This is a genomic window from Geomonas subterranea (genome assembly GCF_019063845.1).
In the GTDB taxonomy this organism is placed as follows: Bacteria; Desulfobacterota; Desulfuromonadia; order Geobacterales; family Geobacteraceae; genus Geomonas; species Geomonas subterranea.
Map to the genome: position 1 here is coordinate 2033566 of NZ_CP077683.1, position 17275 is coordinate 2050840.

11 protein-coding genes are annotated in these 17275 nt (G+C 63.1%); 5 read left to right on the forward strand and 6 right to left on the reverse strand.

The genetic code is table 11. The annotated features are described in order from the left end of the window. The first annotated feature begins 194 nt into the window (after positions 1-194). Positions 195-2501, forward strand: a complete 2307-nt coding sequence (metE, locus tag KP001_RS08855; protein WP_217289155.1) for a 5-methyltetrahydropteroyltriglutamate--homocysteine S-methyltransferase — start codon at positions 195-197, stop codon at positions 2499-2501. Between the two features lie 72 nt (positions 2502-2573). Here the strand turns inward: metE and KP001_RS08860 are convergent, their stop codons facing one another. Both KP001_RS08860 and KP001_RS08865 read right to left on the reverse strand, forming a co-directional pair. Next, positions 2574-2855 (reverse strand): DUF3553 domain-containing protein, encoded by a 282-nt coding sequence (locus KP001_RS08860; protein WP_217289156.1) that lies wholly within the window; start codon positions 2853-2855, stop codon positions 2574-2576. A 174-nt stretch (positions 2856-3029) separates the two neighbouring features. Then, entirely contained in the window at positions 3030-3230 is a 201-nt protein-coding gene (locus KP001_RS08865) for a cold-shock protein (protein ID WP_199390478.1), read from the reverse strand. 382 nt (positions 3231-3612) lie between these two features. Here KP001_RS08865 and KP001_RS08870 point away from each other — a divergent pair, with 382 nt between their 5' ends. Then, positions 3613-3789 carry a hypothetical protein gene (locus tag KP001_RS08870; protein ID WP_217289157.1) on the forward strand — a complete coding sequence of 59 codons (177 nt, stop codon included), beginning with the start codon at positions 3613-3615 and terminating at the stop codon, positions 3787-3789. A 36-nt stretch (positions 3790-3825) separates the two neighbouring features. Further along, complete coding sequence (locus tag KP001_RS08875; RefSeq protein WP_217289158.1) at positions 3826-4737, forward strand: lysophospholipid acyltransferase family protein; 912 nt, start codon at positions 3826-3828, stop codon at positions 4735-4737. 170 nt (positions 4738-4907) lie between these two features. Here the strand turns inward: KP001_RS08875 and KP001_RS08880 are convergent, their stop codons facing one another. Continuing rightward, a complete protein-coding gene (locus tag KP001_RS08880; RefSeq protein ID WP_217289159.1) occupies positions 4908-5369 on the reverse strand; it encodes a cupin domain-containing protein in 462 nt (153 codons plus the stop codon). Between the two features lie 188 nt (positions 5370-5557). Here KP001_RS08880 and KP001_RS08885 point away from each other — a divergent pair, with 188 nt between their 5' ends. Further along, entirely contained in the window at positions 5558-6025 is a 468-nt protein-coding gene (locus tag KP001_RS08885; RefSeq protein WP_217289160.1) for an Lrp/AsnC family transcriptional regulator, read from the forward strand. 47 nt (positions 6026-6072) lie between these two features. Next, entirely contained in the window at positions 6073-7332 is a 1260-nt protein-coding gene (locus tag KP001_RS08890) for a diaminopimelate decarboxylase (RefSeq protein ID WP_217289161.1), read from the forward strand. Positions 7333-7459: 127 nt separating this feature from the next. Here KP001_RS08890 and KP001_RS08895 read toward each other — a convergent pair whose 3' ends face one another. The 3 genes from KP001_RS08895 to KP001_RS08905 form a co-directional block, all read right to left on the reverse strand. Further along, a complete protein-coding gene (locus KP001_RS08895) occupies positions 7460-9967 on the reverse strand; it encodes an EAL domain-containing protein (RefSeq protein ID WP_217289162.1) in 2508 nt (835 codons plus the stop codon). Between the two features lie 165 nt (positions 9968-10132). Continuing rightward, complete coding sequence (gene hcp, locus KP001_RS08900) at positions 10133-11788, reverse strand: hydroxylamine reductase (RefSeq protein WP_217289163.1); 1656 nt, start codon at positions 11786-11788, stop codon at positions 10133-10135. Positions 11789-11882: 94 nt separating this feature from the next. Continuing rightward, entirely contained in the window at positions 11883-17141 is a 5259-nt protein-coding gene (locus KP001_RS08905) for an RCC1 domain-containing protein (protein ID WP_217289164.1), read from the reverse strand. Positions 17142-17275 lie beyond the last annotated feature (134 nt).

The window sequence follows — 17275 nt, forward strand, 5'->3', positions numbered from 1 at the left end:
GTCAATGACAAATTGCGTTCCGAACAGTTACGTGACAAGGGCCGAGCCTGTTTCTGCGACGAATGACGTACCGGTAGCTGAAGCGGACACAACTGCTGCACATCCCGTCGAAGCTGCTACAATTGTCAACTTGTCGCCAAGATATGTCGTGTTCGTCCACACCAGGTCCACAGCATGTGAAGGAGATGTGATCTATGCCAACCCTTGCCACAGTGTTAGGCCACCCTCGCATCGGCATCGCGAGAGAGTTGAAAAAGTCGCTCGAAGCTTACTGGGGCGGTGCGACCCCGGCGGAGTCGTTGCTGGCAACAGCGCAGGAGATACGCACCCGGCACTGGTCCATGATGAAGGAGGCGGGGCTGGACCAGATACCCTGCAACGATTTCTCCCTCTACGACCATATGCTTGACATGGCCGTCACTGTCGGGGCCATTCCCCCACGCTTCAGGAAAATCGCTGATCCCTTGAACCGCTACTTCGCCATGGCTCGCGGCGTCCAGGACCGCGGCGCCGGTATAGACCTCTCCCCGCTGGAAATGACCAAGTGGTTCGACACCAACTACCACTACATCGTCCCCGAACTCAGCGCCGACCAGGCGTTCGTGCTGGACCCCGCCAGGATCGCGGCGGAGCTCGCCGAGGCGCAGGCACTCGGGATAACACCCCGGCCGGTACTCCCCGGGCCGGTAACCTTCCTGAAACTTTCCAAGTTCGCGGACGACGTCCCGTCCGGCAAGGACACCCTCAGCCTGCTGCCGCGCCTGCTCCCGGTCTACGAGGAGCTGCTGGCACTTCTATCGGGCCACGGCGTGACCTGCGTCCAGATCGATGAGCCCTGCCTCTGCTTCGATCTCGACCCGGCACTCGAAGAGGCGTACCGTGTGGCCCTGTCGCAACTGGGCCGGGCGGCCAGGCGCCCGAGCCTGCTGGTTGCCGCCTACTTCGGTACCATCGGCGACAATCTGCGGCTGGTAACCGGATCAGGCTGCGAGGCGCTGCATCTCGACCTGGTGCGCGCCCCGGCGGACCTCGACGCGGTACTGACGGCGCTGCCGGCGGGGATGAAGTTGTCGCTCGGGGTGGTTGACGGCCGCAACGTCTGGCGCGCCGATCTCGCCGAGGCCCATCGCATGGTGCGCCGGGCCGTCACGGCCCTTGGGAGCGAACGTGTCATGGTCGCCACGTCCTGTTCGCTGTTGCACGTGCCTGTCGACCTCGACGCCGAAAAGAGGCTCGATCCCGAGTTGAAGAGCTGGATGGCGTTCGCGGCGCAGAAGGTGGCCGAGGTGCGGCTGCTGGCGGATGCGGCGGAGCAGGACGAGCCACAGGGAGCCGAGTTCGAGCAGGCCGGCGCGGCACTCGCCAGGCGCAGGACGGCCGCGACCGTCACCAATCCCGCGGTCCGGCGCCGGGCGGAGCAGGTGACCGATGCCATGACCAGGCGCGGAGCCTCCTTCGGGGAGAGGAGCGCCAGGCAGAAGCTCCGCTTCGGCCTCCCCCTTCTCCCCACCACCACCATCGGCTCCTTCCCGCAGTCAAGGGAAGTGCGCGAGGCGCGCTCCAAGTGGCGCAGCGGGTCTCTCGACGGCGAGGGGTACCAGGACTTCCTGCGCGCGGAGATCAGGCGTTGCATAGAAATGCAGGAAAAGCTCGGGCTGGATGTACTGGTGCACGGTGAGTTCGAGCGCACGGACATGGTGGAGTATTTCGGGGAGCAACTGGAGGGGTTCGCCTTCACCCAGAACGGCTGGGTGCAGAGCTACGGGTCACGCTGCGTCAAACCGCCGGTCCTCTACGGGGACGTGTCCCGCCCCCGGCAGATGACGGTGCAGTGGAGCGGTTACGCGCAGTCGCTCAGCAAGCGCCCGGTGAAAGGCATGCTCACCGGCCCGGTCACCATTTTGCAATGGTCCTTCGTACGCAACGACCAGCCCCGCTCGGAGACCTGCCGGCAGATCGCGCTCGCGCTGCGTGACGAGGTGGCCGACCTCGAACAGGCGGGGGTCGCCATGATCCAGGTGGACGAGCCGGCCATCAGGGAGGGGCTGCCGCTGCGCCGGCGCGACTGGGGCGGGTACCTCGACTGGGCCGTGGGCGCCTTCCGTCTCGCCACCGCCGGGGTGAGCGACGAGACCCAGATCCACACCCACATGTGCTACTCGGAGTTCGGCGACATACTCCCCTCCATCGTCGCCATGGACGCCGACGTCCTCTCCATAGAATCCTCGCGCTCGCGGATGGAGCCCTTGGAGCATTTCCGGCAGCACGGCTACCCCAACGACGTAGGCCCCGGCATCTACGACATCCACTCCCCCCGCATCCCCACGGTCGAGGAGATGGCGGCCCTGCTGGAACTTGCCGCGAGGGTGCTCCCCGTCGAGCGGCTCTGGGTGAATCCCGACTGCGGCCTGAAGACGCGCGGCTGGCCCGAGATCGAATCGTCCCTTGCCAATATGGTGCAGGCGGCCGCGAAATTGAGGAGCACCTACAGCGGCCGATAACAGGCAGACACAACAAATGAAAAAGGGACCGGCCTGGTGGCTGATCCCTTTTTTGTGGCTTGGCGTATTCCCCTATGCTTTTTTCTGCCGAACGCCAGCAGCCTTCGGTGCCTTTGGTGCCTTCGGTGCCTTGGGCACCTTGGCAAGCTTGCTCTCCGGCTTGGCCGGAGGCGGAGGGGTGAAAGAGGCGGGCTCAGCGGGGACCAGGCTGCTGAAATGGGAGGCCGCAATCTTCCTGAAAATGCCGTCATTGAAATGGATCGACGCCTGGTTCTCACCGATCTCGATGATCTTGCCTACTCCCCATTGCACAGCGCCGCAATGGCTTACTACGTCTCCCCGTTTGATGGCCATGTCCTTCCTCCGCTTCTCGTTGACGAGCTTCCCACTCGCCCCGGGCTCACGGGACCGCTTGACAGAGCGACCACCAAGCCCCAAAAAGGTGCGGCCCCTGGAAGCTCCAGGGGCCGCAGCGTAAGTGACACCGTGCATGGGCGGTGTTTGCGCACCGTCCGGCCGGTCCTTTACTTAAATCTTTCTGACGTTGGCGGCCTGAAGCCCCTTGGGCCCCTTGACGACGTCGAAGCTGACAGCGTCGCCCTCAGCCAGGGATTTGAACCCGTCGCCGGTGATGGCCGAGAAGTGGCAGAACACATCCTCTCCGCTTTCCTGCTCTAAAAAGCCAAACCCCTTGCTGTCGTTAAACCATTTTACGGTACCGTTTGCCATTATTAAATCCCTTCTCCTGACTTTCTTTCTAATTTTTCAGACCGAATAATTGCGGCTGATGTATCAACCTAACAGCTTGGCATAAGCAAAGCAAGCTATTTAAATGCAATGCCTCTTATTTTTACCGTGCTGACCACATGAGTAAATCCTTTATTTTCCCCTTCCCGCAGCTTTCAGATGCACCGCTGAAACATAAATAAACTGAACAATTACAGGGTATTCGTGGCATAAATCCATAGTTCGGAACGGGTTATTACGATTAACCTTGCTATTGCAAGGGTTGTCATTCAGTATGGCTCACTGAAAATAGTAACTACAGACTTTCTGGAGAACCGTTTTACCTGCCGGCTGAGCAACCGGCGCATTTGGAGAGAAAACCGACATGGCTAAGCCCAATTTCAAGTTTCAGAAACGCCAGAAAGAGCTGGACCGGAAAAAAAAGCAGGACGAAAAGATGCTGCGCAAGCAGGAAAAGTCTGCGGAGGACGCCGGAGATGAAATATCGCCGGAGGCCGGCGACGAAGGCGACGAGGAAGCAGCAGCCGGACCTGAAGCGTAGCGCGGCCACCACACGTTTATCCTGGAGTTATAGTACATGCAACGCCTTTTCTGGATGCTCGAAGCTGCCGTCTTTTACTGCCTCACCCTGCTTGTTGCCGTCACCCCTGCCGCCATACTGAAGTGCTGCGTCCCCCCGCTAGGCTTCGTCCTCTCCCGGCTGATCCCCGGCCGCCGCACCGTGGTTGCCGACAACCTGAAGAACGCCCTCCCCTACCTGAAAAAGCACCCGCTCTGGCCCGCTTGCGAGCACGACGCACGGTTGCTTGCCAGGGAAAGTTTCGAGAACCTGATCAAATCCCTTACCGAGATCTGCAAGCTGTACCACGGACGTGGTGACGGGCTCTTCAAAGGCATCGAGGTGCGGGGGCACGAGCATTATGAGGCAGCCAGGGCCAAGGGGAAGGGTGTCATCTGCTTCAGCGGCCACTGCGGCAATTGGGAGCTGATGGCGCTCGCCTTCAGCCGGCTCTTCGGCAACGGAGCGGTGGTAGCCCGCCGCCAGAACAACCCCTACCTGAACCGGATGGTGGAGCGGATGCGCATGAGCTACCGCAGCCGGATCATCTACAAGAAGGGGGCCATCCGGGGGATACTGACCACGCTCAGATCAGGGGAGCTGGTGGGAATCCTCGCCGACCAGGCCGCCAGTCCCGAGGACGGCGTACTGATCGAGGTGATGGGGCGCACGGCATGGGCGTCCAAGTCGCCGGTGCTTATCGCACGGAAAAGCGGCGCGCCGCTGCTCCCGGTCTTCATCCACCGCGAGGGGGGGCACCACGTGATCACCTTCCACCCCGAACACATCTTCTCCAGTGACGTAAGCGACGCCGGCACGCAAAGGGAAACCCAGGCCCTGTCACGGTACGTGGAGAACTTCGTGGCCGCCCATCCGGCGCAGTGGTACTGGGTGCACCGCCGCTGGAAACGGGCCGGAGCCCCCGCCTGACGGCCCGGAACCAGGGCTCGTCCCTTTGCATTTTCAGCCGGTAGCCGGCGAAGCGACGTCCCCCGGCCACCCCGGCATGCAGCACTTACCGCCCCGCCCGATGCAAAAAGGGATCAGCCACCAGCTGATCCCTTTGCCTTTTCCGCTCCTTATGTTGTCCGCCGCGCCCCCTACTTGGCGCCCTTCACGGCGTGCATGCTCCACGGTCCGCGCGTTGCTATCTGCAGGACGGTCTCCTCATCCACCCACGCGTTGTGCACCGTCTTGGGCGGCAGCGCGAAGTAGCTTCCTGCCGGAAGCACGGTCGGGTTGTCCTGGGTCACCCCCATGGCGAGCTTCACCGTGCCGGAGATCACCGTCACCCGTTCCACGTTGCCATGATAATGGGGCGCAATCCTAGCCCCCGCGGGTAGTTTGATCCTGGCCACGAAAAAACCGGCCTTCGCCATATCCCCATCCAGAACTGCCATCTGCGCACCGGGTATCGCCGGGGGACCGGCATGCCACTGTATTTGGTCCGGCAGTACCATCACCTGCTGCACCGCGGCCTTGCTTACCTTCTTCTCCGCCGCAACTCCGGCGGCGGTCAGGGAGAAGAAGACCATCATCAGGAACAGCATTGTCCTTTTCATGTCTATGCCTCCTCAACAGCCTGAGAAACCTCGACTTTCTACCTACCTGACCTCTATTGTACGGTTCCCACCCCCACCAGCGCCAGACAATTCTCCCGCGCCGCTCGAGGCACCGGCTCGTCCCGAAAAAAATTCTTTACAACGTACGACAATATGAATAAAATTCGCGGCGAAAGGTGTAAACAAGAATGTTCGACGAAATAGACATCCACATACTGGAGATTCTTCAGGAGAAGGCGAGGATCCCCAACGCGGAGGTCGCCCGGCAGGTAGGGATGGCCCCTTCAGCCGTGCTGGAGCGAATCCGCAAGCTCGAGGAACGGGGGATCATCGAAGGGTACGAAGTGAGGCTGAACCCCGCCTGCTTCCACCAGGGACTCTCCGCTTTCGTGCAGATCGAGACTGACGGAACCGACGCGCAGACCGCGACGTCTCTCTCCGCCATCCCCTCGGTGCAGGAGGTGCACCAGGTGGTCGGGCCCGACGGCTTCCTGGTCAAGCTGAGAACCGCCGACCACACCACCCTGGCCAAAATCCTGCAGCAGATCAGGCCGCTGGCGGGGGTTAAGTCCATGCGGACCCAGGTGGTCCTGGAGACCGTCAAGGAAACGAGAAGGGTCGACCTCACGGAACACAACGGCAACGGCCGTCACTGATACTAACGATCGTAAGCAGCTACCACCATAGAAGGAGAACCAAAGTCATGCCGATGTCCGCTTCTTTCAAAGATCGACTGTTCCCCCGGATCCCCGAAATCCAGCAGCATTTCCAGACCCCGTTCCACATCTACGACGAGGCGGGCATCAGGGAGACCGGCGCCGGCCTCATCAAGGCCTTCTCCGGCATCCCCGGCTTCCGCGAGTTCTTCGCCGTCAAGGCGCTCCCCAACCGGGAGATCCTGAAGCTCATGAAGGAGATGGGCTTCGGCTTCGACTGCAGCTCCATTCCGGAAGTGATGCAGGCCCGCGAGCTGGGCGCGAAACCGGAAGACATCATGTTCACCTCCAACAACACCAGCCAAGAGGAGTTCGAGTTCGCCGCGAAGGACGGCGGCTGCATCCTGAACCTCGATGACATCTCGCTCATCGACAAGGTGCCGGTCTTCCCGGAGTTGATCTGCTTCCGCTACAACCCCGGCCCCCGCCGCACCGGCAACGTCATCATCGGCAACCCCGAAGAAGCCAAGTACGGCGTCTCCCACGAGCAGGTGGTCGAGGCGTACCGCAAAGCCCAGGCGCGCGGCGCCAAGCGCTTCGGCCTGCACACCATGGTCGCCTCCAACGAGCTCGACCACACCTATATCGTGGAAACCGCCCGCATGGTCCTCGAGGTGGCCGCCGAGGTGGAGGCTGCGCTCGGCATCACCTTCGAGTTCGTCAACATCGGCGGCGGTTTCGGCATCCCGTACCGTCCGGAGCAGAAGGCGCTCGACCTCCCCACCATGTCCAGGGAGATCACCGCGCTCTTCGACGACTTCCGCGCCCGTCACGGCCACGCCCCGGCCATGTACATGGAGAGCGGCCGTTTCATGACCGGACCGCACGGCGCCCTCGTGGCCACCGCCATCAACAGCAAGGACACCTACAGGAAGTACATCGGCCTGGACGCCTGCATGTCCTCGCTGATGCGCCCCGCCCTGTACGGTTCCTACCACCACATCGACGTCGTGGGCAAGGAAGGCGTCGAGCGCAGCGAAGTGTACGACGTGGTCGGATCGCTGTGCGAGAACAACGACAAGTTCGCCATCCAGCGCGAGCTTCCTCCCATTAAGGACGGCGACGTGGTCGTGATCCATGACTCCGGCGCCCACGGCCACGCCATGGGCTTCCAGTACAACGGCAGGCTGCGTCCCAAGGAGCTCATGCTGCGCGCCGACGGCCGGGTTGAGCTGATCCGCCGCGCCGAGACCGTCGAGGACTATTTCGCCACCTACAACTTCGAGCCCAGCGTGCTCAAGCCGTAGCGCTCCCGCGCGCAGTAGGGGCGCGTACACCATCTGAATGAAATGAAAAAGGCACCCCGCCTCCTGGCGGGGTGCCTTTTCTGGTTCTTCGGCTACGGTTCATCCCCGGGAATGCCCGGAAGCACCCTTACAATCCGGGCTCTCCCCCGGCTCGCGCGGTGACGAACGCGTCCGCGAGGTAGGCGTCGACCTCGGCGGACGGCATCGGCTTCGCGTACAGATACCCCTGGACCTGGTCGCACCGGCACGTCAATAGCTTCTGCTCCTCCTCCTGGGTCTCCACCCCTTCGGCGATGACCTTGAGCCCCATGCTGTGGCCGATGGCGACGATCGCCTTCACGATGCCCACCGCGTCGTCCCGGACCGTGATGTCCCTGACGAAGGACTGGTCGATCTTGATCCGGTCCACGGAGAAGTTCTTGAGATAGCTCAGCGAAGAGTAGCCGGTACCGAAGTCGTCTATGGAGATCTGCACACCCAGCGACTTGAACATGCGCAAAAGAGCAACCGATTCGGCCGCTTTCTCCATCAGCATGCTCTCGGTCAGCTCCAGGTCCAGGTACCTGGGCTCCAGCCCCACCTCGAGCAGCGTCCCCACCACCATCTCGGAAAACCCCTCCTGCATCATCTGCTTGATGGAGACGTTCACGCTGATGATCACGGGGTACCCCTTATCGTGCCACTTTTTGCACTGGACACACGCCTTTCTCAGCACCGAGGCGCCCAGTTCGTGGATCAGCCCGGTCTGCTCGGCTATGGGGATGAACGTGGCCGGAGGAACCGTCCCCAGCCCCTCGTCGTGCCAGCGCGCCAGCGCCTCCAGGGCGATCACCCTCCCCTCGCCCAGGTGCAACTGCGGCTGGTAATGCAGCGTCAACCGGTCGTTTCTGAGCGCGTCGCGCAGCGCCGTCTCGATGGACGCCCGCTCCTGCGCCTTCTGGTTCAGCCCCTTTGAGAAGAACTGGTAACGGTTCCCCCCGGCGCTCTTGGCGGCGTACATCGCCAGGTCGCCGTGCTTCAACAGGGTCTGGATGTCGCCGCCATCCTCCGGGAAGAGCACGATGCCGATGCTGGCACCGGTGTAAACCTGCCGGTTGTCCACGTCGAAAGGCTGCTTGGCCAGGGTGAGGAGCTTCTGCGCGAGCTTGGACGCCCCGTCGGGTTCCGGAACCTGGCAGCAAAGCACGGCGAATTCGTCGCCCCCAAGCCTCGCGAAGGTGTCGCTCGCCCTGAGTATCCCCTGGAAGCGCCGCACCACCAGTTGCAGCAACTGGTCGCCGGCCTGGTGCCCCATGGTGTCGTTCACGTCCTTGAAGTGGTCCAGGTCGAAGAACAGGATGGCGAACATCTCGCCGTTTCTCCTGGCGCGGGCGAGCGCCTGGGAGCAGCGGTCATAGAAGAGGGTCCTGTTGGCGAGCCCGGTCAACTGGTCGAAGTAGGCAAGGTTGTGGACTTCACGCTCCGCCTGCTTGCGCTGCGTGATGTCGTGGCTCAGGCAGAGGAAGCGGTCCCGTTTCCCCTCCTTCAGCTCCAGCATGGTCGCCGACAGGTTCACGTGTATCGCCCGTCCGTCCTCGGTCAAAAGGCTCGCCTCACGTTCGACCAGCCCTTCCTGCCTGAGCACCGCCGATATGAAATCACCCCCCTGGGCGGGCTCCACGAACAGCCCGGCGAAGTCCCGTCCGACGAGATCCCTCTTGGCAAAGCCGAAGACCTCCTCCGTCGCCCTGTTCACGTCGAGGATCACCCCGTCGCGCGAGACCACGGTGAGCGCCTCGGGCATGGTGGCTATGATGCTGTCGAGGTAACTGTTGGCGGAATCGAGCTCTTCCTCGAAGGCCCGCAGCCGCTGCACCATGGTGTTGAAGGAAACGGATACCGCCGTGATCTCGTCGCGCTCGGTGACCGGCACAACCACGTTGCGGTCGCCTGCAGCGACGGCGGCGGCCGCGTCCTTAAGGGTGCGGATGCGGCGGGACACATTGTAGGAAATGGCGACGCTCAAGAGCAGGGCCGCGCCAAGGGCGATGACGGAAAGGACGACCGCGGAGGCGATCGCGTTGGAAACGCTTTTGAACGTGGCTGAAACGTGCCGGTCCAGGTCAGCCATCTCGCGGTCGTGCGCCACGTTGACGGACTTCAGGAAGGCGTTTTCCGCCTTCTCGAAAGCTTCCTTCGACCCGATCAGCTCGGAAGCGCTGCCGCGCGCATCGACGACGGCGAGGTAATCCCTGGACGCCTTCAGCAGGGCCTGCCCGTTTCGCTGCATCTCGTCGGGATTCCCGTCCGTCCCATGCACCAGGATCCTGCCGCAGAGCGCCAGGCTGGAAAGAAAGCTGGCACGCCCCTGGGCGAGCAGCCTCACCTCTTCCTCCTTGGCCTCCACGGCCTCCTTACCCTCGCCGCCGGCAGCCTGCATCGAGGAAATGAAGGCGTACTCCATCGAGGATGAGACGATGCGCAGCCCCGCGTAGCGCAGGTCCTTGAGCACCAGAAGGTGGGGGATGACCTCCTTGTTCACCTTGTGGAAGCTGTCCCGCACATTCTGAGCCCCGGATATGCCGCCAATGGAGATAAGAACGGTGGCACAGATGATGGCGAGATAACTCAAGAGCAGTTTAAGCCAAAGTTGCATGCGACTCCCTCAGGTCTGAAGGTTGAATCTCTTCTGTCATTCCTATCGGCAGCGCGGAGAAAAAAATGAGAGGTACCTGTGGGAGGGAGCGGCTTGATTGAGTGCAACGGGGAGGGAATGCCGGGGGAGGCTGGCGCCGCCCCCGGCTTTGTCAGTAATGTGCCGTCACTGTCCCAGCGCGTTTTGCAGGTCCTGGTCCGGCGTTGAGATGGGACCGAGGTCGTAGTTCTGTACCAGGAAGTCGAGGACCGCCGGCGACACGTAGGCCGGGAGAGAGGGGCCGAGGCGGATCCCCTTGATCCCCAGGTGCAGCAGAGTGAGGAGTATCACGTGGGCCTTCTGCTCGTACCAGGAAAGGATCATGGAGAGCGGCAGGTCGTTGACCTCGCACTGGAAGGCATCCGCCAGGGCGACGGCGATGCGGATGGCGGAGTAGGCGTCGTTGCACTGCCCCACGTCGAGCAGGCGCGGTATGCCGCCGATGTCCCCGAATTCAAGACGGTTGAAGCGGTTCTTGCCGCAGGCAAGCGTGAGTATTACGCAGTCCCTGGGCACCTTCTCCGCGAGTTCCGTGAAGTAGTTGCGCCCGGCCTTCGCCCCGTCGCAGCCGCCGATCAGGAAGAAGCGGCGGATGGCGCCGTTTTTCACCGCGTCCACCACGGCGCCCGCCACCTTGAACACCGCCTCGTGTCCGAACCCGACCAGGATCTCCTGCCCGGGGTTGTCCGGGAGGTCGGGGAGGCTCAGCGCCTTGTCGATCACCGGTGAGAAATCGTTGCCTTCCAGGTGGGGAATGCCCGGCCAGGCCACCTCCCCCCAGGTGAAGAGGCGGTCCGTGTAGGCGGCGTCGGGCTTCTGGATGCAGTTGGTGTTGAAGATGATGGCCCCGTCGAACGCGGGGAGCTCGCGGGTCTGGTTCTGCCATGCGGTGCCGAAGTGGCCGGCGAAGTGGGGGTACTTCCTGAGGCCGGGGTAGCCGTTGGCGGGGAGCATTTCGCCGTGGGTGTAGACGTTGATCCCCTTCCCCTCGCTCTGTTTGAGGATCTCCTCCAGCATGGGGAGGTCGTGCCCGGAAACCACGATCCCCTTGCCGCTACGGGTTCCCAGGTTCACCTTCATCGGTTCCGGCGCCTGCAGCAGCTCGGCATGCCCGTCGTAGAGGAGCTCCATGGTGCGCAGGTTCCATTTGCCGCACTCCATGGAGAGGCCGACGAATTCCTCAAGGGTCGCCTGCGGGTCGGTGGTTTTGGCCAGGGAGCGGTGGATGAACTCGTAGATCCCCTCGTCCTCCTTTTCCATCTCCGCGGCATGCCAGGCGAAGGCGCCCATCCCGAGCAGGCCGTAGATGAGGATCTCGACGGTTGAAAGGATGTTCTCGTCCTGGTGCCAGGTGCGGACGCCGTGCTGCCGCCCCTGGGCGATGAGCGCCTGGGTGTCCCCAGCCGGCTGCCAGGCGGCCGCCTCCCCGGAGAGTTGCGGCGCCTGGCTCCCTTTTTGCTGACGGTAGGCATCCTCGTAGAGCTGCTTCGCCTTTTCCTTCATCCGGTAGCAGTTCTGCAGGCGCCGGGCGATGTCGTCCGGGTCGAAGTTGACGTTGGTGACCCGGGTGAAGAGACCGTCCAGCATGAAACGGTCCACTTCCTGGTCCTTTTGCCCCAGCTCCCGCGCCTTGCTCGCGTAGAGCGCCACCCCTTGCAGTCCGAAGATCATCAGGTCCAAGAGGGCGGAGACGTCCGGGTTCTTGCCGCAGTTCCCCATCACGTCGCACCCTACCCCGCGGGCCGCCTGCTCACATTGCCGACAAAACATCGCGCTTGCCATGTATTCCTCCTTGAATGGTTGGAATTTTCCAATCAGGAGGGTTGTCAGATATGGAACAGTTTTCAACCTGCGACGTCGCCGGCGGCGTTGCCCGTCATTTAAGCCTGATCCCGTCCAGCCTCACGGTCCCCATGCTCACCTTCAGTTTTCCAGAGAGAGCGGCACTCCCGTCCCTGGAGTTGTAGGCACAGTCGTAGCCTCCCTGCAAACGCACCCTGATCTCCCTGTCAAAGCTCAGGTCGCCGGTGAAACCAACACCCTGGAGCTGGATGACGTCGTCATCCATGGCCTGTAAGAAAGCGGCCGCCGGATCGGCGAAGAGGACGAGGGGGGCGGCCTGGATCCGCACCGGCGGATTGGTGCAGGTAAGGACGCTGATGTAATTCGCTTTCGTTTTCGTCGACGAACCGGTCTGGCTGGTCGCGGTCAGGGAAACGGTGTAACCGCCCGGGCTCGTGTAGACATGGACCGGATTTTTGGCGGTAGCGGTGGAGCCGTCGCCGAAGTTCCAAAGCCACGAGGTGGGGGCCCCGGTCGAGAGGTCGGAGAAGGTGACGGCCAGCGGCGCCGGCGCCGAAGTTGCGGAAGCGGTGAAATCGCTGCCGAGGGTCGCGGCCGTAATGGGCACCCGGTATGGGGCATACTGGCGTCCGTCCACACCGGTCCCGAGAGAGCCGCGGGTGTTGTCGCCCCACCCCCAGACGGTGCCGTCATTCTTGACGGCGTAGGAATGGTTGGGGCCGGCAGCGATACGCACCACCCCCGACAGGCCGGCTACCTGGACCGGCGTGTTGCGCTGGGTCGTGGTGGTGCCGTCGCCGATCTCGCCGAAGGGGTTGTACCCCCAGGCCCAGACGGTGCCGTCGGACTTAAGTGCGAGAGTGTGGGAATCCCCCGTCGCTATGGCAACGACTCCTGAAAGGGTGGTGACCTTCGCGGGCACCTTGCTGGTGGCTGTGGAGCCGGTACCGAGCTTCCCCGAGGCACCGTCGCCCCAGGTCCAGACGGTCCCGTCGCTCTTGAGAGCTACCGCGTGTGACGAACCAGCCGAGACCGCTACCACTCCGGTCAGCGAGTTGGTCTGTACCGGGCTCAAGCGGTTGGTGAGGGTGTTATCGCCAAGCTGGCCGGACAAGTTGAATCCCCACCCCCAGACCGTGCCGTCGTTTTTCAAAGCCAGGGTGTACCCGGTCCCGGTAGAAACAGCCGCCACCCCCGTGATGCCTGCGTGAACCGGCGTCAGGCGCTGGGCCGTGGTGCCGTCACCCATGGCGCCGGTACTGTTGCTTCCCCACCCCCAGACCGTGCCGTCGCTCTTGACCGCGGCGCTGTGCCAGTAGCCCGCGGAAATGCCGACCATGCCCGTTAGCCCCGACACCTGGTGCGGAGCAGGCTGATTGACGAGGGTGCCGTCGCCTAATTGCCCGTAATCGTTCTTGCCCCAGCTCCAGACCGTTCCGTCATCTTTCAGCGCCAGTGTATGGTTGTAGGCATCCACGGAAATCCCCCCTGTTAAGACGGGGTTGGCGGTCGCCGTCATGCGGTATCCGGCGGTGCCGTCGCCCAGGGCGCCGTCAACGTTGTCGCCCCAGGTGGAGAGTGTGCCGTCCCCCCTGAGCACGGCGCCGGACCAATTCCCGCTGGCGATGAGCGGCAGGTCCGGGCCCGCAGGCTGGAATTTCGCAAACACCAGGCGTTCCGTGGTCATGGCCAGGGTGCATGCCGCCACCCCGGTGCAGGCCCCACCCCATCCCGCAAACACCGAGCCGGCTGCTGGGGTAGCCGTCAGGGTCACTTCCGTGCCGAAGTCGTAGATCTGGGAGCAGCTGCCAGTGCACGGGATTCCAGGCGAGAGCTGGACCGTTCCCGAACCGGTTCCGTGGGGGCGATTCAGGGTGAGCGTGGTGGTCAGCTTTTTAAATCCGACGCCCACTTCCCTGGTGCCGTTCATGGTCACCGTGCAGCCACCGGTACCGGAGCAGGCACCGCCCCAGCCGGTGAAGACGGAATCAAAGCCGGCTGAAGCGCTCATGGTGACCACGGTGCCCGGCTCGAAGGAAAGGCTGCACGGGCCGGAACAGCTTGCGCCGCTGGAGAAGTCGACCCTGCCGGTCCCGTTGTCGGTGTAGGCGAGCTCCAGCGGCTCGTGGACGCGGAGCACCGTCTCGGCCAGATTATGGGTACCCGACGCGTCGCGCAGTTGTAGCGTGAACGGGAAGGTGCCGCTGGCGGTCGGGGTGCCGGTGATCGCCTGGGTAGCCGCGTCGATTGCGAGCCCTGGCGGCAGTGCCCCGGCCGCCAGGGAGGCCGTGTAGGGAGCCGCGCCTCCTTTTACCGGCAGGCTCCGGCTGTACGGCTTCCCCTTCACCGCCACCGGAAGGGGCTCCACGACCAGCGGCTCGGTGTAGACGCTGACAAGCATGCCCCGGTCAAAGGGACGGGAAACGTAGAGCGCATCGTTGTTGTCGAGGGTTAAAGCTATGATGATGTAGCCCTTGGTGCTGCCGGTTATCTCCTTGGTCCAAAGGATGGTGCCGGCCGCGTCCAGCTTGGCTATGGCATACCCCGTCCCGGATCCGGTGTAAAAACTCCCTGCAGCGTAGATCTGCCCCTTCTTCCCGACGGCAAGACTCCTGATGGTCAGCTCGTGTCCGTTCACGCCGTTCACCGGAACCACCTTGGACCAGACAAACTCCCCCTGTGGGGTGTACTTCACCAGGCGCAGCCCCTCGCCAGACACATACACCGAACCATCTGCGCCCGCAGCTACCGCAGTCGCGATCCACCAGTCACTACCGGTCGCTTCGCTGTAATTTCTGGACCAGAGCAGCGTTCCGTCCGGGCTGTACTTCAAGGTCTGGTACTGGTACCGGTACCAGCCGTCCGCGCCGTGAACGCCGCTGGTGCCGCCCAGGTAGACGTTTCCGGAGCCGTCCAGGGCGACCGAGAAGATGCGGTCGACATCGGCGGCATGAAGGCTGGTCGACCAGAGCTGGTTCCCTGCGGCATCGTACTTAACCAGCAGTGCGTCGTGAAGGTAAGGGTATCCGTAGGTGTTGTATCCCGCGACATAGGCGTTGCCGGCCGCGTCGACGACGACCCCCGTGGCGGTGTCCACCTTCCCGTCGCCGAAGGTGCGGTTCCAGAGCTGGTCCCCCTGCGGGGTGTACTTGATCGTGGCGAAGGGGACGTCGGTAAAGAAGTCTATGACGGAGGTCGGGTCGTGAACACCGCCGGTGACGTAGACGCTACCGCCACTGTCCAGCGCCACCCCCCGGGCCCACTCGTCGTTACCGTTGTGGTAGCTCTGGCTCCAAAGCGGTGAACCCGAGGGACCGAATTTCACGGTAAGGTAATCCCCCTGTGCGCCGTTTTCCACTCCGCCGGCCAGGTAGGTGTTGCCTTCTCCATCCACGGACACCGCGAACGGGAAGCTGTTCGTGGGGGCGCGGCTGGTCATGGCGCGCTCCTCGATGACCTGGTCGCTGGTTACACGGACTGAGTACTGCTTGGTACTGTTGCGCCCTTCCGCGTCGGTAACGGTGATACCAAAGGGATAGCTGCCCGGGTTTCCCGGGAATCCTGATATCTCGCCGCTGCCGCCGTTCAAGGTAAGGCCGTCGGGAAGAGTTCCGGAACTGAGCGACCAGGTGTAGGGAGCGGTGCCGCCGGCGGCTTGAACGTACTGCCGGTAGACGTGGTTCAGGTTCCCCTCGGGGAGGTAGCTGGAAACGTTCAGCGAGGGGACGAAGGCCACTCCGGCGGGCGATGAGAACTTCAGGTAGTGCACCGGCTTGGGCATGAAGTAGAGGGGGGTGGCCCACGAGGCGGTGAAGATGCCGTCGCCGGCGATGAGGTCGGGGAAGACGCCGTCATCGTGGAGCGTGACGCTATCTCCCACCGAAGTGGTCACCGTCACCGCCCCTGCGGGACTGCCGCAGTTGATGCTCAGCGCGGAGAGCGTGTAGGTGCCGGAGGTAAAGGGGAAGTAGTCCGGGTACTGCAGGGGGATCAGCAGCGGCTTGTCACTGCAACTGAGGGCCCCCAGGGCGCTGATGCGCCGGCCGGTCAGGGTGTCCTCCGTCAAGGAGGAGACCTTGTCGCCACCGGCGAGAATGAGGTTACGGATCTCGCGCCAATCCCGGGCCGGCTGCTGCGCCTTGAGCAGGGCGGCGAGGCCGGATACGTGCGGCGCAGCCATCGAGGTGCCGGAGAGCGTTCCGTAGCCGCCGGAGATGTTCCAGGTGTTGACGGCAGGGAGGGTGCTCAGGATATCGACCCCGGGCGCCCCGACGTGAACGGAATGGCTCCCGTAGTTCGAGAAATAAGCTTCGCCATCGTTGTGATCGGTCGCCGCCACCGCGATGACGTTGGGAAGGTCGTAACGCGCCGGGTAGCTGGGGGTGCTGTCGATGTCGGTACTGTCGTTTCCGGCAGCAGCGACGAAAAGGATGTCGCGCTGCGCGTCGATGGCGTCGTAAAGCGCCTGGGAGTAGGCACCGCCCCCCCAGCTGTTGTTGGTTGCCACGATGTTGGCGCCTGCGTCCTTGAGCGCCTTGATGTGTTCCAGGCACTGGACCGCGCCGGCGGTGTCGCCGGCCCCATTGGCCCCCAGGAATTTGCAGGCGGTGAGCTTCACGTTCCAGTTGAGCCCGGCCACGCCCAGACCGTTGTTGCCGCGCGCACCGATGATGCCGGCGACATGGGTGCCGTGGCCGTGGTCATCGAATGGGCTGGAGTCCTGGTTCACGACGTCCAGGCCGCCGCCGGTCCAGACGTTGGCCGAGAGGTCGGCATGGGTGTGGTCGATGCCGGTATCGATGATGGCCACAACCACGTCACTGCTCCCCGTGGCCAGGTCCCAGGCGGCTGTCGCATTTATGTCGGCTCCCGGCGTGCCTCCGGTCTGCCCCGTGTTCCGCAGCGCCCACTGCTCCATGAACCTCGGGTCGTTGGGCTGCTGCAGGACCGAGTACAGGAAGTTCGGTTCCGCGTACTCCACCTCGGGCTCCCCCCGGTACTGCTTCAGCGCCTCCTCGACGCTCATCCCCTTTTTCAGCTTCACGTGATGCAGGCGCAACCGGGGAAACTCCCTGACGACGGTCCCTCCCCGCCTGCCGTGCACGCTTTTGCTATTTTGTCCGGACGTACCCGCCTTGAATTTGACCAGCAGTTCGTCGCTTTTGTATTTCGGGTGCTGCGCCTTTGGTTTAGAGGGGTCCAGCAGGGAATACCTGCCGTCACCTTTTCGGTTCCCCGGCGCGGACTTGCTGTCAAAGCCCCCATGGGCGACGGTACAGCTGAGAAAGATGATGAGAAGCGTAAGGCTCTTCATTCCGAAGACCGGTCGCATACCCCCTCCTAAGACAAGTCGGCTCGAGCCGCAGGATAACCATCACATGACACTGCCCCGAGCGCACAGACTAATGGATGCGGAGCACCAAGTCAAAAGAAAAGCTAATGTGCACGGGCACTTTATCGTTCTTT